Origin of the sequence: Vreelandella zhaodongensis (genome assembly GCF_013415115.1) — a bacterium.
GTDB classification, from domain to species: Bacteria; Pseudomonadota; Gammaproteobacteria; order Pseudomonadales; family Halomonadaceae; genus Vreelandella; species Vreelandella zhaodongensis.
In genome coordinates this window covers 677,732-697,605 of sequence record NZ_JACCDD010000001.1, presented here as the reverse complement: position 1 = coordinate 697,605, position 19,874 = coordinate 677,732, and the positions used below count along the sequence as shown (strand labels likewise).

The window sequence follows — 19,874 nt, the reverse complement described above, 5'->3', positions numbered from 1 at the left end:
GCTCTCCCTCTAAATTTTGAGTACCTTCACCCCGTAATCCAAAGGGTTAACGATACCCTCTAGCTTACCAATCTGGGATATGTCGCTTTGGGAGATAACACTACTGATGTTGGTCTCTGGGAAGCGCAGGTTCTTGACAATGTGAACCTGGTTCGGCATGCCTTTGGCGTCCACATCCATGACCCAGGCCAGAAAGCTGCCCGAGTATTTGGCCAAGCAGCCAATCGGGTAAAGGCCGTACACTTGGATATACTCGACTAAGACTGTTTTGTCATAGGCGGTGTCTGCATTACTGACAATGCGGTAGGCATCAAGGGGTGGGTGCGCTGGTTCCCCATTACGCGAATGTAAGAGCTTGTTGACCACTTTGATGACCGCTAACAGCCGAATTAGCTTCGATATCTGCTGACCGTGTTTCCCAGCAGGGTAGCCAGAGCCATCTAGGCGTTCGTTCGCATTTTCAATTACATCGCGGCAGGTAGGGCTTGGTTCCCAGGCTAATTTCTTTAGCTTCTCGCGCAGCGTTGTTACATGACCACTCAGAATTTTTTTCTGATCAGGATTCATATTTACCTTGAGTGACGGCAATGCTTCGCATACTAGCAGGGGCTTGCCAACAGTATGGAGCAAAGCACCCAGCATCGCTTCACGCACCTGGGGGTCGTGCGGGTCGCGGGACAATAGTAAGTCAGCCAGCAGGCCTGTGACCTGAACGGCATGTCTGACCCAGTCCGGCTCTTCTCGGAGGAACGCCAGAGCATACAGAAACGCTTTGCGATCCTGCTCGACAAGATAGCGAAGCGTATCAACGCAATCGTATAAAATCTCGCTAGGGAACACGTCGCGATTTTTCATATACATCAGCGCTACCTGGAGCTGGTGGGCGACATCCATCACACCACGTTCCATTGGTGGCTGGCGTCCTCGCTTTTCACGCTCTTGGGCTTCTCTCTGCAAAATTTTCTTCTCTTTGAGGCCCGGAATGAAAAGGGCAGAGTGATACGTCAGCTTATCGTTGGATCCCGTCCGGTAGGCCGCTTCTCTCTCGGACTCATTAACGAACTGAAATAAGGTTTCGGTTTGTGACGTCGACAGGTTGATGAACTGAACGCCCACCGCAGCATAACCATGGTTACCAAAAGGGCGCATATGACAGATTTTGCCCTCGGCAAAAAAGCTCTCCCCATTGGGAAATTCGAGAGACACCCCAGGAATCTTCTGGTTGACACTGATCGCTATGCTGTCCGCCAGGTCGATATCAACCATGCAGCCGCCGACTGACAGATTACGCAATCGACCCGGCACATTAAGATTATTTGAGTAAACTTCCAGGCTGACGCGGGCTAGCATACCCAGGATGAAGGGGATGCGAACCGCGCCTCTATTTTCTTGGACAAACACCGATTCTGGAAGCTGGCACCTCAGACGATAATGTGTGCTGTCCGACTTCTGCAGCTTGGCAGCGACGTTGCTCAGGCTATAGGTTTCACGCTCCATGGTGTGAGCGCCTTTCAGTGCCTCTAGGTCGAAGCTTACGCTGCCATGGGAAAAATAACGCTCGATATCCAATCCTGCGTATTCGATTCCCAATACCATATGCCCATTACTCAGATCTAGTTCTATAACCTCGGCTGTTAAGGCGTAGGGCATGTCCTTGGAGTAAACGGACAGCTCGTTTGTATGCTTCAGCAGCGAACGGATGATATTAGCTGAAGGGTTCTGGTGCTGGGCGAGGGAGTTCATCTGAAATACCTGCATATGTGGAGTAGTTTTTATTTGCCCAGGTTAAGGCACTAATTCTAGTTTTTTTGAGTGCAAACTCTACATAGTAATGAGCAGTGTAATCATTTAAACAAATCTTTACTGACCCTAAATTGCTTAGAAATATCATACATATAAGATTATTTATCTACTTATCAGGCTAGCAGTAAGAGACGTTATCCGCCAGAGACTTTACGTTCACATCGTTTAATTCTTCAGGTAGCGCGATATAGCCACGCAGGTGTTCTCCCGTTCTACTGACCCGATATTGCTCATGACCAAATGCTTATATCCATACGTATGTTTGAATGATTTTTTCGTTTAAAAATCGCGATAATACAAATGTGCAGAGTGTTTTCATTGTTAATTTTAATTTACAATTCAAGCTATTATTAATTTGTGGTGCCAGTTGGTAGTGATGCCCAGCACTTTTTATTAAAACTAGCTTGGATGGATTTATGTCGACCATTACGAGGGGTCAGCGTAGCATTGAAATGAAAATCATTCGTGGAGAAATCTTGTCCATTGATGAGAAGTCAGAGCTTCATGTTCGTGGCGGTGGGGGTGGGTCTTACGTGCCCGTTGAGTCTTCTACTCCGGTGATACGGCCTATTCATATTAGCAGTAGTACCACACACACGCGGGAAGTTTGGGTAAAGCGTGAAGATGGGGTGGAAATGCCCATCATGCTCAATGATCAAGAGATCAAGCTGCGCGAAGGCAATCAGCTTAGTATTGTTGTGGCAGCTGACCAGCGAAAGATGGCGATGGCCTATGTGCATAATCATAATACCCAGCGTGGTTATTCTCTTGCGACAGCTAGGGAAATTGCTGATAGATTCAGCCTCAGTCATAACCCAAGTGGCTGGTACATCATCGGGGCGCTGGCGCTTGGTGCTGTCGCTGTATTCATCAGCTTTTTGATCATGGCCTTATTTTTGCCTTTTATGCTTAGCTCAGATGCTGTTGCGATCTTGGTACTGGTTGCTGCTTTTATCATGGGCGTAATCCCACTTTTCAAAAAGTATGGTGCGGTATATGACACCCACGAAAAATGTATCAGTGAGGTCAGTCAGGCATTAAAAGCAGTAACAGGCGAGGCTGCTGAGCCTGTTTCAGCCCCTGTGACGGTATAACGTTTACTTGCACGATACAGAAGAACACTATAGTTCGGGGGCGCTCTAGTTCTGAATGAGAACTATAACTGTTGAGGATGTAATATGCTGGTTTATACCAACATTGAAGATCTGCGTCGCCATTACGTGCGTCGTACGCCAAAAATGTTCTATGACTACGCTGAGTCGGGCAGCTGGACAGAGCAAACCTTTCGCGAAAACACGAGTGATTTCCAGCATATTCATCTAAAACAGCGCGTTGCGGTCGATATGTCAGGCCGCTCTATCCGTAGCATGATGATTGGTGAGCAGGTAGCTATGCCGGTTGCTTTGGCTCCTGTTGGACTCACCGGCATGCAGTCGGCAGATGGTGAAATTAAGGCGGCAAGAGCAGCAGAAAAATTTGGCGTGCCGTTTACACTGTCGACGATGTCGATTTGCTCGATTGAGGATGTTGCGGAGCACACTACCCAGCCCTTTTGGTTTCAAGTGTATACCTTGAAAGATGATGATTTTATGCGGCGCCTGTTTGAGCGTGCCAAAGCGGCTAAATGCTCTGCTATCGTTGTCACCGTTGATTTACAGGTGTTGGGGCAACGCCATAAAGATTTGAAAAACGGTTTGTCTGCGCCCCCCAAACTGACCGCGAAGTCGATTGCCAATATGGCAACAAAAATCCCCTGGGGCCTGGAGATGCTGAAAACCAAGCGCCGTTCATTTGGCAACATTGTTGGCCATGCAAAAGGTGTCACCGACCCATCGTCACTGTCAGCCTGGACTGCCGAGGCGTTTGATGTATCTGTAAAGACACTTAAAGATACTGAATAAAAAAGAGTGCCCTAGAGGCACTCTTTTCGTTAATAGTGGGCGTTGGCAGCGTTAATGATAGCCTTCGCCAACCTTTACTTTGCCGCGAAATACCCAGTAGGTCCAGGCGGTATATGCCAATACAATAGGAATGATAAACAGCACACCAATGAGCAGGAACAGCTGCGACTCAGGTGCAGAAGCGGCATCCCAGATTGTATAGTTGGGTGGTACGATAACAGGCCATTTGCTGGCGATGAGACCTAGATAGGTGAAGATAAATAGGCCCAGCGTGGCGACAAACGGTAAGCCATCTTTCTGACGTTTTACCGACCGGTAAAGAACGCCTGCGCACGCCAAAGCGAGAAGCGGGAAGATACCAATAATGTGAATATTGTTTAGCCAGCGTTCCAAAACTTCAGGGCTTATGATGGGCGTCCAAAGGCTGACAATGCCGAATACCATCAGCACAGCTAAGAGCAATTTTGGTGTTATGCGATAGGCCCACTGCTGCACATAGCCCTCTGACTTCAAAATCAACCAAGTAGAGCCAAGCAGTGCGTAGCCAGCCATCAGTCCGAGGCCCGTGATTATCGTGAAGGGCGTTAGCCAATCAAACGCACCGCCTACGTAGCGAAAATCTTCGACGGCGAACCCCTGGATATAGGCACCCACCACGGCACCTTGCGCGAAGGCAGCAATAGCGGAGCCCCAACAGAACGCACGATTCCACCAGCGGCGGTTTCTCTTTGACTTAAAGCGAAACTCAAATGAGATACCACGAAAAATCAAGCCAGCCAGCATTAGAAACACGCCAATGTAAAGCGCCGGCAAAAACACGGAATAGACGAGTGGGAAAGCCCCGAGCAGGCCTGCGCCACCGAGAACCAGCCATGTTTCGTTGCCATCCCACACGGGGGCAACAGAGTTCATCATGACATCTCGGGACTCTTCATCGGGTGCAAAGGGAAACAAAATACCCAGCCCTAGATCAAAGCCGTCCATTAAAACGTACATAATGACGCCAAAGCCGATAATGACGGCCCAGACCAGCGAGAGATCAATGCTCATGAGTTTGCTCCTTCCAGGTCGTCATCGAAGGGGGTTTGTGCCGCTGAAAAAGGCCGCTTCGGACGTCCAACTTCACCTTCTACCTCTGCGGGCGATTCCTTCATACCGTTGCGTACCACTCGGCTGAGATAATAAATACCGGTCAAAAACACCACGCTGTAAACAGCGATATAGCCAATCAAGGTAAACAGTGCCATGCCACCGGTGAGAGAGGGGGTGAGTCCTTCTGCATGGGTCATGACACCATATACCAGCCAAGGGGCGCGACCAGACTCGGTGACAATCCAGCCCGCCAGAACGGCCAGGAAGGGAGCGCCAATCATGATAGTTAATGTTTTTAGAAATAGCGTGTTGTGGTAGATACGTTCGTGACGGCGTAACAGCAATCCAACCAACGAGACAGCAATCATTAATAACCCGATGCCGACCATAACGCGAAATGCCCAAAATACCACGATAACAGGCGGCTGCTCTTCAGCGGGAACCGCGTTTAGACCAGGGACTTCGCCATCCAGACTATGCGTCAGGATCAGGCTAGCAAGGTGTGGGATACCAATTTCAAAACGGTTGGTCTGGGCTTCCTGGTCGGGTAACGCAAATAGCAACAGTGGGACACTGGACTGTGTTTCCCAGTTACCCTCCATCGCCGCTACTTTAGTTGGCTGATGCTCTAATGTATTCAAACCATGAAAGTCGCCTACAACGGCTTGGGCTGGTGCTAAGACCAACAATAACCACAAACACATAGACAGTGCTTTTTTGTTGGCTTCAACATCCCGGTTGCGTAGCAAGAACCAGGCACTGACGCCAGCCACAACAAAACCACCGGTAAGGAACGACGCCATTCCCATGTGTACGAAGCGATACCAGAAGGAGGGGTTAAAAAGGGCTGCCATCCAAGAGGTAATGTGGAAACGACCGTCGATGACTTCAAAGCCCGCTGGCGTCTGCATCCAGCTATTGGCGGAAAGTATCCAGAACGAGGAAATGAATGTACCCACGGCAACCATAATGGCTGCAAATAAGTGAACCCCCTCCGGCACCTTGTTACGCCCGAAGAGTAGTACGCCCAGAAAAGCAGCTTCCAAGAAAAAGGCCGTTACTACTTCATAGCTGAGGACAGGACCTAAAAAGTTGGACGTCGCGTAGGCAAAATTGCTCCAGTTGGTACCGAACTGAAACGACATGACAATGCCAGAGACCACGCCCATGCCAAACACAACGGCAAACACTTTCGTCCAGAAAAGTGCCAAGCGATCCCAAGCGGGGTTTTCCGTTTTGTAAAACAGGCCATGCAGCAGCGCGATATAGGAAGCCAGCCCGATGGTAAACACCGGAAAAATAGCATGAAATGAGACGACAAACGCGAACTGTAGCCTTGAAAGCAACAGGGGATCCAATTCCATGGCGACCTCCTAGATCGTGAGACATGAAAATATTGAAAATCAGCTTTCTCTGCAGGAATTATATTCTTGAATGCTATGGTTATATTTCTTTAATTATTAATAGTAGTTGAATCCGCTGTAAGACGTAAGTTGAAAGTCATTCAGAGGCGCATGGCGTATTGTCGCATCTTCTCAATTCGCAGAATCCGATTACGAATGTGCAAATGGGTGAAATCCGTATGCTCATCTACGTACCGGAAAGTGCCTTGAATAACCCAGTGTGAACGATGCAAGTAAGGCTCACCTTCTCTAGGCGAGCTTTTTCAGTTGTAAGCTCATCTGCTAACGAAGTTTGCTAAGCTAACCAGCTGTTTTTTTGCTGGCACTTTTCTTCTTATGTTTTCATCCACGTCTTCATTTCGATCTTCACGCTGGTTGCCCGGCGGGCATTTGCAAACGCTCTACAGCCCGCTATTTCGCAGGTCGCCCCGATTACATCGTCGACGGGAGCGGATGACGCTTCAAGACGGTGATTTTATCGACGTAGATTGGTATGGCCCTGAGGGGAAGCTTGCATACTGCGTGCTACTGCTTCATGGCTTAACCGGCAGTTCGTCGTCACTGTATATTCTGGGACAACAACAGGCGTTAGCGGCGCGTGGCTGGCACAGTGTGGCAGTGAATTGGCGTGGCTGCTCTGGTGAGCCAAACCAGCGTGCCAGAGGGTACCACTCTGGGGCGAGTGAGGACTTGGCAGATGGTGGTTAATCAACTAACGTCACGCTACCCAACCACCACCTTTACTACGGTTGGCTACTCACTGGGCGGCAATGTGCTGCTCAAGTATTTGGGCGAAGAGGGCAGTAACACACCACTGAGGGCGGCGGTAGCTGTATCGGTACCGTTTCGGCTAGACCACTGCGCGGATCGAATCAGCAAAGGTTTTTCCAAAATTTACCAGACACGTTTCCTGGGTGATCTGCGCCGCTATGTTGAACGTAAACAGCGTGCATTTGTACGCCAAGGGCGTTGCGAGGAGCTGGCGCGTCTAGCGGCGCTTGAAACGTTGGAAGGTATGAAGACGTTTTGGGATTTCGATGGCCGCGTTACGGCGCCACTGCATGGTTTTGAAAGCGCCGATGACTATTACCGTCGCTGCAGTAGTGCTTATTTTGTCGAGCATCTTCGTATTCCAACGCTCATTGTGCATGCGCAAGATGATCCCTTTATCTTTCCGCATAGCGTTCCAAATGCTGAAACCCTGCCAAGTCATGTCACTTTGGAGCTTCATGCTTCGGGTGGCCACGTAGGGTTTATCGCGGGTTCTCCTTGGCGGCCACGTTATTACCTTGAACACCGGTTGCCTGACTGGCTGCAGTCGCAGGTTTCCAGCGAGAGTTCTGGATAACGCCGAAGCACCAATATCATAATTAACGTCAATGACTCAGAGGTTGCTATGTCCGCGTTTTTCGACCGATTAAACGATGTCTCTTCTCCTCGTATTGGTTTGGGATGCATGAACCTTTCCAATGGCTATGGACAGCATGTGCCAGAAACAGAGGCGCTTCGGGTTCTGGAAGAAGCTTTCGACATGGGATACCGCCATTTTGATACGGCGACTCTCTATGGTGGAACAGCAAATGAGCGGCTGTTGGGGCTCGCTTTAAAGACAAAAAGACGCCAACTGTTTCTCGCCAGTAAGTGTGGAATGGCATTAGATGCAGAAACGGGGAAACGCGTGATCAATGGTCGCCCTAACACGCTGCGCCGCCAGTGCGAGGAAAGCCTGGCACGACTGAAAACGGATCATCTGGATATCTACTATCTGCACCGCCTAGATCGCAACGTTCCTATTCAAGAGAGTGTGGGGGCTCTTGGCCGGCTTGTAGATGAAGGCAAAATTGGCGCGGTTGGTTTATCTGAGATATCGGCAGAGACACTTCGTAAAGGTAACGCTGAATACTCAGTGGCGGCGGTACAGTCAGAGTACTCACTTTGGACACGTAATCCGGAGATTGCCTTGAAGCAGGCGTGTGCTGAGCTTGATATAGCCTTGGTGGCGTTTAGCCCGCTAGGGCGTGGTTTTTTGACCGGTTCAGTGCAAGAAAATACGCTATGGGCATCTGGCGATATGCGTGCTGGAATGCCACGGTTTAGCAAAGAAAATCTACCTCATAATCTGTCCTTGCTGGCAGACTTTAACGCTCATGCTGCCCGCTTAGGGATGTCATCAGCTCAGCTGGCGCTGGCATGGTTAAAAGCTCAGGGCCGTCATATCGTTCCCATTCCGGGCACCTGCTCAGTGGCGCATCTACGAGAGAACTTACTGGCTGAAACGATTGTGTTAGACGATGCAACGGTGACTCAGCTCAACGGTATGATGTTGCCTGAACAGGTGGCTGGCGCTCGCTACAACGATTCTCAGCAAGGTGATATAGATACTGAAGAGTTTCCCATTGAACGCCACTAAGGTACCAGTCTAGAGCCGATAAATTTTTTTCGTAGCCCGTTGCTTTCTGTCCGATGAGGACTATTATTCGTTTACAACGAAAAAGTTGTTAGCCTACTAAGGACGTCCGAGCATGTTAAAAGGCCTTGTTATCTGTTTTGCAGTTCTATTTGCGCAGTTGGCGGTACTGAGTGCCATTGATGCTCGATTCTATAATGCTCAGGATGCTCGCCAGATTACTTCAACCCAGCTCGCGCCGAACAAAGAAGAAGAGGGCGATGATCTACCTGGCTCCCATTCATAGTTAAACCGCCAATGGATGGCATAAAAGTGATTGAATCTGACCTGACGTAGTGGTGAATTGGTGAGGGACGTGGGAATTTTATAGCGCCTTTCGATGTCTCATTGGATGTACAATGTTAAGCATCATCAACTCAAGAGACGACGACACCTGAAAAATTACTGCTTGCGTGGAAGACAAATACTTGCGTCTGGAACTTGGTAACGGCATCCTAGTCCGTTGTTAGTATTATCATTAGGGAGCATAGATTCATGGCTTTTAACGATTCAAACACGGTAAGAACGCAGGATCACAGTGCGGTCAGCAGCGTAAGCGCCAACAAAGTATTGCGTAACACCTACGCGCTACTAGCAATGACGCTGCTTTTTTCTGCCGTCATGGCTGGTGCGTCTATGGCACTTGGCATCCAACGGATGAACATATTCGTGTTCTTCATTGGTGCCTATGGCTTGATGTTCTTGGTACATAAAACCGCTAACTCAGCCACTGGTTTGTTGACCACATTCGCCTTCACTGGGTTTATGGGCTTCACCCTTGGCCCGATTATTTCGGCGTACCTGACACTGCCTAATGGTGGTGCCTTGATCATGAACGCCCTGGCAATGACTGGCCTAACCTTTATTGGCCTCTCTGCGGTTGCATTAACCACCAAGAAAGACTTCAGCTTTTTAGGTAACTTCCTAATGGCGGGTGCCATTGTGCTGATTTTGGCCATGGTGGCCGGGCTGATCTTTAACATCCCAGCGCTGTCATTGATGGTTTCCGCTGGCTTTGTACTGTTTGCATCAGCAGCTATTCTCTACCAAACCAGTGAAATTATTCACCGGGCTGGAGAGACTAATTACATCCTCGCAACCGTTACTCTCTATGTGTCTATCTACAACCTGTTCATCAGCCTCCTCTCGATACTAGGTATTATGAGCAACGACTGATCAAACCGGTAGCACACTTCATAACAGGCCCTACTTGGTAGGGTCTGTTTTTTTATGGCAACAGTGTACGAGATAACGTGATGGAGTATGGTTTATTGATCATGGGGGCACCTTACAGTAGTGCTGCTCCACATTCTGCGCTGCGGTTCGCAAGTGCGGTGCTAAGTAAAGGACATCGTATTGCCGGCATTTTTTTCTATCAGGATGGCGTTCATAATGCGTCCAGCTTGATGACCCCCCCACAAGATGAGCTCAATATGCGCGAGGCATGGATTGAGCTACACCAACAGCACAATGTTGCGTTAGATGTATGTATTGCGGCCGCATTACGCCGTGGCTTGATGAGCGAGCTAGAAGCAAAGCGACATGGTTTGGTAAATTTCAATATTGAAGCTCCTTTTGAGCTAACAGGCTTGGGGCAGTTGCTTGAACTGCAGCAGCGCTGTGATCGCTTTATGACGTTTGCCTAGGAGCCACGAATGACTAGAGAAAATGAACGCCTCGTTGTTATTCGCCATGCACCCTACAGTTCGAATCAGTTACGGGAAGGGTTAGACGTTGCCTTAGTCACCGCTGCTTTTGGGGGCTCCGTTAGTCTGTTGTTTTTAGGGCAAGGGGTGTTAGCACTCCTCAAAGAGCAAACGGTGGGCGCACCGGGCCAAAAAGCCACGTTGCCTACCATCGATATGTTGGAAATGTACGATATTGAAAATCTGTTGGTGCCGGCAGAGACGCTGCAAGCGTTCAATATCACCTCGGATCAACTTGTTGAAGGCGTTACCGTCATACCGACGTCAGAGCTGCCTAGCCTATTCCAGCGCTACGCGTCTGTACTCAATTTTTAATAGGGGGGTCTAGATGCTACATATTCTGAACAAACCGCCCCATAGTGATGCGGCAAAACAGCTTCTTTTAGCGCTGAGTGCCGATGATACGGTATTGCTCATCGAAGATGCCGTTCAAGCAGTGCTTTACCCTGACTGGCAGGGTTGGACTGTCAGTTCAGCTGCTGTTTTTTTATTGGCCGAGGATGCTGTCTCTAGAGGCGTCTACTCACTTGCAAATGTAAAAGGCCTGCCCCTGGTCGAGATGGATGGTTTTGTTGAGTTAACTGAACAAAATGAACGCATCATTTCTTGGTACTGATATGAATGACCAAACATTATACCGTTATCTTGATTTCCCGAAAAATATTAAACTCGACCCTGAAGGATACCTGGTTAAACAGGAGCAGTGGGATGTTGAGGTTGCTAGTTTACTTGCCGAAGAAGAAGGGTTAACCCTCACAGATCAGCACTGGGAAATTATTCAGGTGGTACGTGATTTTTATGCCCGCTATGAAATGGCACCCGCTATGCGCCCTTTGGTGAAAGCAACCCAGCAAGCACTGGGAGATGAAAAAGGGCGCTCGATATATTTAATGTCGCTGTTTCCAGGCAGCCCACCTAAACGCATTGCACGTATAGCAGGGTTGCCCAAACCTACTAACTGTTTATAGCTGCAGCTAGACGAGGTCTCCCCGAGTGCAAACGGAAAGCACGACGGCATCTTCAGGGCTGGTAGATACCAACGCGTGGCCCATATCACTATCGAAATAAATACTATCGCCTTCGGCTAACACCAGTGGTGCATAAAACTCCGTATAGAGCATGATATCGCCCTGCAAGATCATCAGAAACTCCTCACCGTCATGGCGTACCCACTGTTGATACTCATCAAAACTGCGTGCTCTTACAATGGTTTTAAACGGGATCATGCGCTTTTGGGCAAGTTGATGCCCGAGTAGCTCATGCTCATACGTGGGAGTAGGGTGCAGCTGGCCTTTGCCTTTGCGGGTAAGGTCTCTACGCCCCATGGTATAGCGCTCACGCTTGGGCGGCGTAAATAGTTGAGGCAGGTCGATGTTCAGTCCGGTAATCAGTTTTTGAACGACGCTAAAGGTAGGCGACACTTGGTCGTTTTCGATCTTGGAAAGCGTTGAGCGTGCCAAGCCCGTGCGCTGGCTAACGTCTTCCAGTGTCCACTGGTTTGCCAGGCGAATCTGTTTTAAGCGTTCACCCAAACGTAATGGTTCAACAAAGGGCTTGCGCCCCGAGGCAATGCGCAGCGCAGCATGCTCTTCAGTAGTAGCGGTCATAAAAATCACGTGAGTAAACGTCAATAAAACCGCATGTTATCACAATCGTCGAGCACTACAGTCGTGCAGTATCAAAGCCGCTAGCGACACTGCTCGCAGTGGATGTTGACCTCGGTCACGGAACATCCGTAAAGGGCAGGCCCAGCAACGCTTTTAAGTGAGCCTCTGCACCGCTAGCGAGTGTTTTTGGGTTATATCCCCCCTCGAGTACTGAAACCACGCGGTTTTCTGCATAGAGAGCCGCAATCTCCATTGCTAAGTGCGTCACCCAGTAAAAATCTTCATCCTCCAGGCAAACATCACCCATGGGATCGTCGCGGTGGGCATCAAAACCGGCAGATAGCATGACTAAATCAGGTTTAAAGGCGTGCAGAGCAGGGAGCCACTGTCGCTCGATAATGCGCCTAAATTCAGTGCTGTCAGTACCTACTTCCAGCGGCGTATTCACCACATTTTGCCATTCACTGCGTAAATAGCGCCACGGGTAAAATGGATACTGGAAACTGGTGCAAATTAGCACCTCAGGATCGTTCTTGAAGATATCGATAGTGCCGTTGCACTGGTGAACATCGAAGTCGAGTATCGCAATGCGCTTAGCACCATACTTCGCTTTAGCATGAGCGGCGCCCACGGCAATATTGTTATAAAAGCAAAATCCCATCGCGTCGGCTGCTTCGGCATGGTGCCCAGGCGGTCGCACTGCACAAAAAACGTTGTCAGCCTGTCGTTTGAAGACTTGATCGACCCCGCGGATCACGGCTCCGGCGGCAACTCGCGCGGCTTTTAAGCTATCAGGATTCATCATGGTATCGCTATCAAGCGTTACGATGCCTTCCTTAGGCACACACTTCTGCAATGCATTAATATGTCTTATTGGGTGTACTCTAGCGAGCGCCTCATCACAGGCCTCTTTAGCATCAGCCTGCATGGTTTGTTGAAGGAGGCCAGCAAGGGATAGGCGCGCACGAATAGCCTCAAGCCGCTGTGGGTTTTCAGGGTGTTCAGGCCCCATATGGTGCAATGCGCAGTCTGGGTGGGTAAGGTAGGCAGTGATCATGCAAGCGCTCCGATGATAATAAGGCTACCTTAATCGTCTCGGACGCTTGCGGGACAGTGTCAATAAGTCGTACACCGCGGTGATGAATTTCAGAGGAGACGCATACGTGAGCACACGCTTTTTGCATCATTTTTTCGAACCGCGCACATTGGCGGTGTTCGGTGCCTCTGAAAAACCAGCGTCGCTCGGTGGTTTGGTGCTTAATAACCTTCAAGAGGGTGGCTTTAGAGGAAAGCTATGGGCGGTTAACTTAAGAGGTTATGACACGGTATTTGGCGTTGACTGTGTTCGCAGCGTTAATGATTTACCAGAAGTACCTGATCTAGCGGTTATTTGCTCTCCTATCGATGGTGTACCTAGCCTTATTAGAAAACTTGGCCAATTTGGCGTTAAGGCTGCTCTGGTGCTTTCCGGTGGTGCTTATCTTGATCGTGAAACTGGCAATAAGGGCTCTATTAGGCAGCGAATGCTGCAGTCAGCCAGAGAGTCGGGCATTAGAGTGTTAGGGCCAGAGTGCATGGGGCTGATTGTACCAGGCAAGAAATTGAATGCTTCCTATGCCAGTCAGCCAGTACAAGCGGGTAAGGTGGCCTATCTGGGCCAGTCGGGCATGTTGGCAAATGCCATGATTGATTGGGCCGCTGGTCGAGATGTTGGCTTTTCACACTTGATTACAGTGGGTGACAGTGTCGATGTGCTGCTGCCAGATTTGATTGACTATGTGAATCAGTTTTCGCCAGCGCAAGCTATTCTGCTGCACCTTGAGCGTGTGATGGATGCTCAGCATTTTATGACCTCCGTGCGCGATGCGTCGCGTAACCGTCTTGTCGTCGCCATTAAGAGTGGGCGTACGCCGCAGTCAGATATTTCGGGTATGGCACCCACCCCAGGTATTGCTAATCGTGACGTGGTGTTTGACGCAGCCTTTGCCCGTGCTGGTGTCGTTCGCGTTAATGATTATGATGAACTGCTGGATGCTCTTGAAACCTTATCGCGAATGAAGCCTCTTCGCGGTGATCGATTGGCGATTGTCTCCAATGGCTTAGGGCCTGCCATGCTAGCGATCGACAAACTGATTAGCGCTGGCGGTAAACTGGCGGAGTTTACTGAAGAGACGCAACGTGTGTTGCATAAAAGCCAGGTGGACATGAGCAAGCCAGGTGAAAATCCAGTGGATTTGGGAGGCAACGCAACGCCAGAGCGTTTTGTTGAGGCGTTGAAAATTGTCACTGCTGATCCGAATGTCGATGCCGTCCTTGTCGTTCACGCACCGACTCGCTTAGCCCCTTCGCTGGCTACCGCCCAGGCGCTGATTGATCACCGAAAAACCTTCAAGCGTAATTTGCTCACTAGCTGGATGGGATTGAAAGAAGCCTTGAGTGCTAGGCACGTTTGTAACCTGGCGGGTATTCCCACTTATACATCTCCTGAGAAGGCGGTGAAAGCGTTTATGCATATGGTGGACTATCAGCGTGTGCAAGCACTGTTGCACGAAATACCGCCTAGTCTGCCGTTTTCTACAAGCCCTGAGATACGCGCTGAATGCCGCGCGCTGATTAAAAATGCCAAGAGCCAGGGTAGGCAAACGCTGACCCATTCTGAAACAGCTCAAGTGCTGGAAGCCTATGGCATTCCTGCCGCCCCCAGTATCTATCTAGCGAGCCCTGAAGAGGCGTTAGCGATGGCGGACCACTTTCCAGGTCCTAAAGCGCTGAAAGTCATCCACGAAGGCAACTGCCGGCCTTACCGGTACCGCAAGCACCCTCATAAAATTTCCGCTGGGCTGCTTCAGGATCTAGAAACCCCAGAACAAATTGCCGAAGGCATTCGGCAGCTAGGTGATAAGGTACGTGAGAAGTTTCCTGAGTATGCGATCCGTGAGTACTGCCTGCAGCCCATGCAGCGAGGCAAGCATTCAATGCAGATTTGCGCAGGTATCACGCGTGATCCTGTGTTCGGCCCGCTCATCGTTTTTGGGATAGGCGGCTACAAAGTGAACGTACTGGCGGATCGTCAGATCGCCTTGCCACCACTCAATATGAGTCTGGCGGCAGATGTGGTGGGTAGAACCCATGCGGCCTCATTGATACGTGAGCACTCAGCTGATCCCGAGCGGGATATTCAGCGGCTTTGCCAGCTTCTGGTCAAGTTGTCTCAAATGGCGTCTGACCTGGGTGACTTGAGAGGGCTGGAGCTTAACCCGTTGTTGTTAAATCGCGATGGGATGTTAGCGGTGGATTTTGCGATGGACTTAGGCACACCAGCGCGTTTTGCCATCATGCCTTATCCCGAAGAGTTGCGTGAATGGGTAACACTCAAGAATGGCTGGCGGGTAGAGGTTCGCCCCATCAGGGCCGAAGATGCACCACTCATCACAACCTTTCACCGCCAGCTATCAGAGGAGAGTATTCGTTTTCGATACTTCCACAACAAATCTAGCCTCACCCAGCGGGATTTATCGATTCTTTCGCATATTAATTACGATCGACAAATGGCCTTTATCGCCGAGCATCAGCATGATGATGGTAGTAAAGAGATGCTGGGTGTCGTACGAGTATGGAACGATCCTGACAATATCCGGACAGAGTTCTCTGTGATTATTCGCGATGATCTTCAGGGGTTAGGCATTGGCAGTTTGTTGATGAAAAAGATGATCGATTACTGCACCAACATTGGCACTCTTGAAATGATCGGCAAGATCATGGTGGATAACCATCCCATGCGCGCCTTGATGAAGCATTTAGGTTTTAGGTGTCGTTACAACATGGAAGAGCAGGTGGTTGATGCCGTATTGCGTCTGAACGAGCCCGAAAGTGAATGGCAGCGTCACCGCCTTGAGAGCCAGCCGGATTAGTAGGGCCAATAGCCGCCACAAAAACAGGCCTGTATCTAAACGATACAGGCCCCACTTGGGTTCAGCGCTACAGTAATGGAACTACGGTGCGAGGCGGAATCGGCTCCATTCTCCACCTTCACGACGCTCAAAACGAAGGCGGTCATGTAGGCGACTAGGTTGACCTTGCCAGAACTCTATCATCTCTGGGGTGATTCGATATCCTCCCCAGTGCAGTGGGCGTTTGATTTCCTGCCCTTCATACGCTTGCTCAAAGCGCTTTTGACGTTCCTCTATCCAGTTGCGATCTGGTATTACTACACTCTGTGTGGCAATCCATGCACCTAGCTGGCTGCCACGGGGGCGACTTGAGAAGTATTCGTCAGACTCTGCATGCGTTACCTGTTCGACAGGCCCTTCAATACGTACCTGACGCCCTAAAGTAGGCCACCAAAAGGTAATAGCAGCAAAAGGTACGTTACTCAGCTCGCTACCTTTGTGGCTGTGATAATTGGTGAAGAACACCATGCCGCGCTCGTCAAACCCTTTCAGTAGTACAATGCGGCCATGAGGGCGGCCTTGGCTATCCACAGTAGATAGCGTCATTGCGTTGCCATCTTCCCCCTCTTTCTCAAGGGCTAGGCTAAACCACTCATCAAATAGCACGAATGGGTCATCCGGTGTTTGGGATTCGTCAAGACGTCCACCTTCATAATCGCGCCTAATATCGGCTATGTTGCGTGTCATTGAATACTGCTCCCTTTAAATTTTGATCATGTTCGCTGGTCTGCTAGCAAAGCTCAAGTCCTGTCCTTAAGCGCCATCCAAAAGCGCTTTCTACAAGCCCAAGCGAGACGCTTATGGCGCTATAGGTAATAAAGTTACTTAATTGTATAACGCGTGGAGCACGTTCTGTATTGCGTTCTGTCAGAAACATTGAAGAAATGAGAAAATGCATGAATGGATGATAAAGGGCACCGTAATGCAGAGTAGTCAACATCAGCTAGCTGTTTGGGATGTATTTGTACGCGTATTTCACTGGTTCCTGCTTGTGGCGGTGGCGGTATCGTTTTACACCACCAAAACGAGCGGTGCACCGTTTTTATTTCCTGTTGATGTCCATGCGCAAGCAGGCTACATCATCATAGGTCTTCTTGTATTTCGGACCATATGGGGAGTCGTAGGCGCATCCTACGCTCGCTTTAGTACGTTCCTGTATGATCCCAAAGTTACTGCTGCTTATGCAAAAGCGCTGCTGCAGCGTCGTGCTCCACACTATGCAAGCCATAACCCGCTAGGCGGTTGGATGGTGGTACTGCTGTTAGCATCGCTCGGCTTTCAAGCAATCAGCGGGCTATTTATGAGTGATGATATATTCTTTCAAGGACCACTATATGGCCTGTTTGGAAGAGAGTTCAGCCGTGAAATAGCGAGTCTTCATGCGTTGAACAGTGATCTGTTGCTGATACTTATTGCGCTACATATGCTGGGCGTCGTTGTTCATACACTGCTAGGAGAGGGCATAGTGCCAGCCATGTTGACTGGCACTAAACGCTTTTCGAGCTTGCCGGTAGACATTAGCGCTAGCCATCATGGCTCGCGAAAGCGCTATGCGTTAGGTGCCTTACTGATAGCGGCGGGCATTTGTGGGTGGTTATGGTTTTATCCCTATTAGTATCACTATTAGAACAGGGAGCTAGCTTACCCTTGGCGCTGTTGACGACTGCGAAAACGTGCGTACGCCATGCAGCCAGTGAATAGCGCCAGCGATATAACAGCCTCCAACACACCGCGCATGCCTTGGCCGGGCAAGGTGGCAAGCATGACGCCTTGGGTAAAGTAGAGCAAGCTGACAAATGCTAACCAAGCATGGCCTCTGGCTCGTTGGCCAATGATGGATGGCAGGAAGAGCAAGAGCGGCAGTACAAACGCGACCACTGGACGCCAGTTAAAGGTCTCACCCTGAATAAAAAAGCCGCGGTAGATAACCAATAGCAGCAAAATAACAAAGCTTACGAGCACCAATTGCCTGGCTTGCTGTGTGAGCTTATCCAGTCCATGTCGAGTCTCAAGACCATCTAACCACTGCCTCATACCATTTCCTCCTGGCGCATTTTATGTAGTGCTCGCGCCAGCCTAGCCAACCGTTTTCCTTGAGCAAGACACAGTTCTCGCTCGTGTTCATTAACCGGGCGGTCGCTACGTGCGCCAGCGACATGGCTAGCCCCATAGGGAGTGCCGCCAGCCTGGGTAGCGAGCAGAGCGGTTTCATTATAGGGAATCCCTGCGTAAACCATACCGTGGTGCAGTAGTGGAATCAGCATGGTTAACAATGTGCTCTCTTGCCCACCGTGAAGGCTTGAAGTGGACGTAAAGGCACAGGCAGGCTTATCAATTAACGCGCCATTCATCCATAAGCTGCTGGTGGTATCTAAAAAATATTTAAGTGGCGCGGCCATATTGCCAAAACGCGTAGGACTGCCCAATGCCAACGCGCTACAGTGGCGTAAATCATCTAGATCTACATATACCGCGCCTTCTTCCGGAATCTCTGGGTCAACAGCTTCACAGGTGGTAGAAACGGGGGGCACGGTGCGTAGGCGTGCTTCTATGCCGGGTACGCTCTCGACACCTGCCGCTATGTGGCGTGCCATATCCGCCGTGGCTCCGGAGCGCGAATAATAGAGAATCAGAACAAACGGCGTGGAATCACTCATGAGATATCCTAGAGGTAAGGACTAAAAGAAGGCACTACATGTTGCCTGTGTATGTTACCAGAGCTACTTGTTGGGCAGGAGAGGTGTTGAGCAATTGCCCCAGCGTTGGCAGACGCAGGTAAACCCATGCCGTTGAACCGTCAGTCAGTGTTTGCTTGACCCGCTCATAGCGAACGCCTAGGCGCTCATAGCGGTCCAACCGCAATAACTGATCAGCGGTCACTTCTAACCGCAAGCCTTCTACATGGCTATTGGGATCGGGAGCCAGATCCAGGCCTTCTTTTGTAAACCCCTCGAGCCGTGCTGCTTGCGGGTTGCCTGAGCTGCCCATGACTACCCAGCGTACGGGGGAGTAGCGTAGCGTGCCGTACACGAAGACACCGTGGGTACGCTCTTCAATGCTCGGCAAGTGGGAGGGGCGTTCGTAAAACCATGGGCTCAGCATCGTCAGCCAGAGCCAGCCAGCCACAGCGATCATTAGTACTGTGCTACACGCGATAAAACGTTTTAACCAAACCATGCCCACTCCTTTCATGATGTCTGTATCAGCGTGGCGTTAGAGGTTAATGAAAACAAGTCTTAAGCAATGTCGATGGGTTTGCTAGGATAAGCACTCTACGCTTAGGCATTAGACCCTATCGGAGGAGCCTGTTATGAATCAATCACTTCGTGATGAGATGGATTTCAGTGCGTTGGTTGGCGATGTAAAGCCGCTACCCAAGCATAACCGCGCAGATACAGGCACCCAGCGTCAGCGGCCAACAGAGGCTCAGCTAGCTCGCCGTGAAAGTGCTGAGGAGCGGTTGGAAGAGCGTAATTTCTTATCCGATGATTTTGTTGATCTGTTGCCACCCTTTGATCCGATGGAATACCGCCGTGAGGGTATTCAACAAGGCGTGGTCGATAAGCTGAAGCACGGTGGCTACAGTGTGCAGGCGCAATTACATCTGTTACGGCGGCCCTTGGCAGAGTGCCGCAGAATGCTGTTCCCGTTTATTCAAGACGCTTATGCCCATGACCTTCGCTCTGTGCTCATTGTGCATGGGAGAGGTCGCGAAATAGATAGCCCTGCGAATGTCCTGCGCTCCTACCTGGCTAAGTGGCTTAGCCAGTTTGAAGAAGTACAAGCTTATGTCTCCGCGCAGTCTTCCGAAGGTGGCCTTGGCGCTACCTGGGTCATGTTGCGTAAAAGTGATCGAGCCAAGTCTAACAACCGTGAACGCCAGCAAAAACGTCGCGGGTAACACGCCATGCGTTATCAAGCAAAAGGGCAGCCAATAAGCTGCCCTTTCTGCTTTTATTACTGTTT

General features: G+C 50.0%; 23 protein-coding genes. 14 read left to right on the top strand and 9 right to left on the bottom strand.

Annotated elements, in window-relative coordinates; translation table 11 throughout:
- Positions 1–9 precede the first annotated feature (9 nt).
- Positions 10–1,743, bottom strand: coding sequence for an HD domain-containing phosphohydrolase (locus tag HZS79_RS03130; RefSeq protein ID WP_179927009.1), 1,734 nt, complete (start codon positions 1,741–1,743; stop codon positions 10–12).
- A gap of 476 nt (positions 1,744–2,219) precedes the next feature.
- Between HZS79_RS03130 and HZS79_RS03125 the strand changes: the two genes are divergently transcribed.
- Both HZS79_RS03125 and HZS79_RS03120 read left to right on the top strand, forming a co-directional pair.
- The gene (locus tag HZS79_RS03125) at positions 2,220–2,897 is read left to right on the top strand and encodes a hypothetical protein (protein ID WP_179927008.1); all 678 of its coding nucleotides are present in this window, start codon (positions 2,220–2,222) and stop codon (positions 2,895–2,897) included.
- Between the two features lie 84 nt (positions 2,898–2,981).
- Entirely contained in the window at positions 2,982–3,704 is a 723-nt protein-coding gene (locus HZS79_RS03120; protein ID WP_281373446.1) for an alpha-hydroxy acid oxidase, read from the top strand.
- Positions 3,705–3,755: 51 nt separating this feature from the next.
- Here the strand turns inward: HZS79_RS03120 and cydB are convergent, their stop codons facing one another.
- Together cydB and HZS79_RS03110 are read right to left on the bottom strand one after the other, a co-directional pair.
- Positions 3,756–4,754, bottom strand: coding sequence for a cytochrome d ubiquinol oxidase subunit II (gene cydB, locus HZS79_RS03115; RefSeq protein WP_162217306.1), 999 nt, complete (start codon positions 4,752–4,754; stop codon positions 3,756–3,758).
- Positions 4,751–6,160: a cytochrome ubiquinol oxidase subunit I gene (locus HZS79_RS03110; RefSeq protein ID WP_179927007.1), complete on the bottom strand. Its 1,410-nt coding sequence runs from the start codon at positions 6,158–6,160 to the stop codon at positions 4,751–4,753. Before HZS79_RS03110 ends, cydB begins: the two co-directional genes overlap by 4 nt.
- A gap of 492 nt (positions 6,161–6,652) precedes the next feature.
- Here HZS79_RS03110 and HZS79_RS16775 point away from each other — a divergent pair, with 492 nt between their 5' ends.
- The 9 genes from HZS79_RS16775 (at position 6,653) to HZS79_RS03070 (ending at position 11,319) form a co-directional block, all read left to right on the top strand.
- A complete protein-coding gene (locus HZS79_RS16775; RefSeq protein WP_246311387.1) occupies positions 6,653–6,907 on the top strand; it encodes an alpha/beta fold hydrolase in 255 nt (84 codons plus the stop codon).
- Positions 6,897–7,547 carry a YheT family hydrolase gene (locus tag HZS79_RS16770; protein WP_246311386.1) on the top strand — a complete coding sequence of 217 codons (651 nt, stop codon included), beginning with the start codon at positions 6,897–6,899 and terminating at the stop codon, positions 7,545–7,547. Before HZS79_RS16775 ends, HZS79_RS16770 begins: the two co-directional genes overlap by 11 nt.
- Positions 7,548–7,595: 48 nt before the next feature.
- Positions 7,596–8,609, top strand: coding sequence for an aldo/keto reductase (locus HZS79_RS03100; RefSeq protein ID WP_179927006.1), 1,014 nt, complete (start codon positions 7,596–7,598; stop codon positions 8,607–8,609).
- Positions 8,610–8,721: 112 nt separating this feature from the next.
- Complete coding sequence (locus HZS79_RS03095; protein WP_179927005.1) at positions 8,722–8,892, top strand: hypothetical protein; 171 nt, start codon at positions 8,722–8,724, stop codon at positions 8,890–8,892.
- A gap of 248 nt (positions 8,893–9,140) precedes the next feature.
- Positions 9,141–9,821 (top strand): Bax inhibitor-1/YccA family protein, encoded by a 681-nt coding sequence (locus HZS79_RS03090; RefSeq protein ID WP_162217310.1) that lies wholly within the window; start codon positions 9,141–9,143, stop codon positions 9,819–9,821.
- Positions 9,822–9,901: 80 nt separating this feature from the next.
- Positions 9,902–10,291, top strand: coding sequence for a sulfurtransferase complex subunit TusD (gene tusD / locus HZS79_RS03085; RefSeq protein WP_179927004.1), 390 nt, complete (start codon positions 9,902–9,904; stop codon positions 10,289–10,291).
- Positions 10,292–10,300: 9 nt separating this feature from the next.
- Positions 10,301–10,666: a sulfurtransferase complex subunit TusC gene (tusC, locus tag HZS79_RS03080; protein ID WP_162217312.1), complete on the top strand. Its 366-nt coding sequence runs from the start codon at positions 10,301–10,303 to the stop codon at positions 10,664–10,666.
- A gap of 13 nt (positions 10,667–10,679) precedes the next feature.
- A complete protein-coding gene (gene tusB, locus HZS79_RS03075; protein ID WP_162217313.1) occupies positions 10,680–10,967 on the top strand; it encodes a sulfurtransferase complex subunit TusB in 288 nt (95 codons plus the stop codon).
- Position 10,968: 1 nt separating this feature from the next.
- Positions 10,969–11,319, top strand: a complete 351-nt coding sequence (locus HZS79_RS03070) for a TusE/DsrC/DsvC family sulfur relay protein (protein ID WP_162217314.1) — start codon at positions 10,969–10,971, stop codon at positions 11,317–11,319.
- A 6-nt stretch (positions 11,320–11,325) separates the two neighbouring features.
- Here the strand turns inward: HZS79_RS03070 and HZS79_RS03065 are convergent, their stop codons facing one another.
- The gene (locus tag HZS79_RS03065) at positions 11,326–11,958 is read right to left on the bottom strand and encodes a helix-turn-helix domain-containing protein (RefSeq protein WP_162217315.1); all 633 of its coding nucleotides are present in this window, start codon (positions 11,956–11,958) and stop codon (positions 11,326–11,328) included.
- 115 nt (positions 11,959–12,073) lie between these two features.
- Complete coding sequence (locus HZS79_RS03060) at positions 12,074–13,015, bottom strand: histone deacetylase family protein (RefSeq protein WP_162217316.1); 942 nt, start codon at positions 13,013–13,015, stop codon at positions 12,074–12,076.
- 106 nt (positions 13,016–13,121) lie between these two features.
- Here HZS79_RS03060 and HZS79_RS03055 point away from each other — a divergent pair, with 106 nt between their 5' ends.
- Positions 13,122–15,869 carry a GNAT family N-acetyltransferase gene (locus HZS79_RS03055; protein WP_179927003.1) on the top strand — a complete coding sequence of 916 codons (2,748 nt, stop codon included), beginning with the start codon at positions 13,122–13,124 and terminating at the stop codon, positions 15,867–15,869.
- An 81-nt stretch (positions 15,870–15,950) separates the two neighbouring features.
- On the opposite strand, the gene pdxH is transcribed toward HZS79_RS03055, so the two are convergent.
- On the bottom strand, positions 15,951–16,595 hold the full coding sequence (gene pdxH / locus HZS79_RS03050) for a pyridoxamine 5'-phosphate oxidase (protein WP_162217318.1): 645 nt from the start codon (positions 16,593–16,595) through the stop codon (positions 15,951–15,953).
- A gap of 235 nt (positions 16,596–16,830) precedes the next feature.
- Between pdxH and HZS79_RS03045 the strand changes: the two genes are divergently transcribed.
- Complete coding sequence (locus tag HZS79_RS03045; RefSeq protein ID WP_179927002.1) at positions 16,831–17,523, top strand: cytochrome b/b6 domain-containing protein; 693 nt, start codon at positions 16,831–16,833, stop codon at positions 17,521–17,523.
- Between the two features lie 26 nt (positions 17,524–17,549).
- On the opposite strand, the gene HZS79_RS03040 is transcribed toward HZS79_RS03045, so the two are convergent.
- From HZS79_RS03040 to HZS79_RS03030, 3 genes are read right to left on the bottom strand one after another with little or no spacing between them, the layout of a single operon-like run.
- Entirely contained in the window at positions 17,550–17,942 is a 393-nt protein-coding gene (locus HZS79_RS03040; RefSeq protein ID WP_179927001.1) for a DUF2069 domain-containing protein, read from the bottom strand.
- The gene (gene wrbA, locus HZS79_RS03035) at positions 17,939–18,565 is read right to left on the bottom strand and encodes an NAD(P)H:quinone oxidoreductase (protein ID WP_162217321.1); all 627 of its coding nucleotides are present in this window, start codon (positions 18,563–18,565) and stop codon (positions 17,939–17,941) included. Before wrbA ends, HZS79_RS03040 begins: the two co-directional genes overlap by 4 nt.
- A 34-nt stretch (positions 18,566–18,599) precedes the next feature.
- Positions 18,600–19,085, bottom strand: a complete 486-nt coding sequence (locus tag HZS79_RS03030) for a gamma-glutamylcyclotransferase family protein (protein ID WP_179927000.1) — start codon at positions 19,083–19,085, stop codon at positions 18,600–18,602.
- Positions 19,086–19,218: 133 nt separating this feature from the next.
- On the opposite strand from HZS79_RS03030, the gene smrA reads away from it, so the two are divergent.
- Positions 19,219–19,809: a DNA endonuclease SmrA gene (gene smrA / locus HZS79_RS03025; protein ID WP_162217323.1), complete on the top strand. Its 591-nt coding sequence runs from the start codon at positions 19,219–19,221 to the stop codon at positions 19,807–19,809.
- The last annotated feature ends 65 nt before the right edge of the window (positions 19,810–19,874 follow it).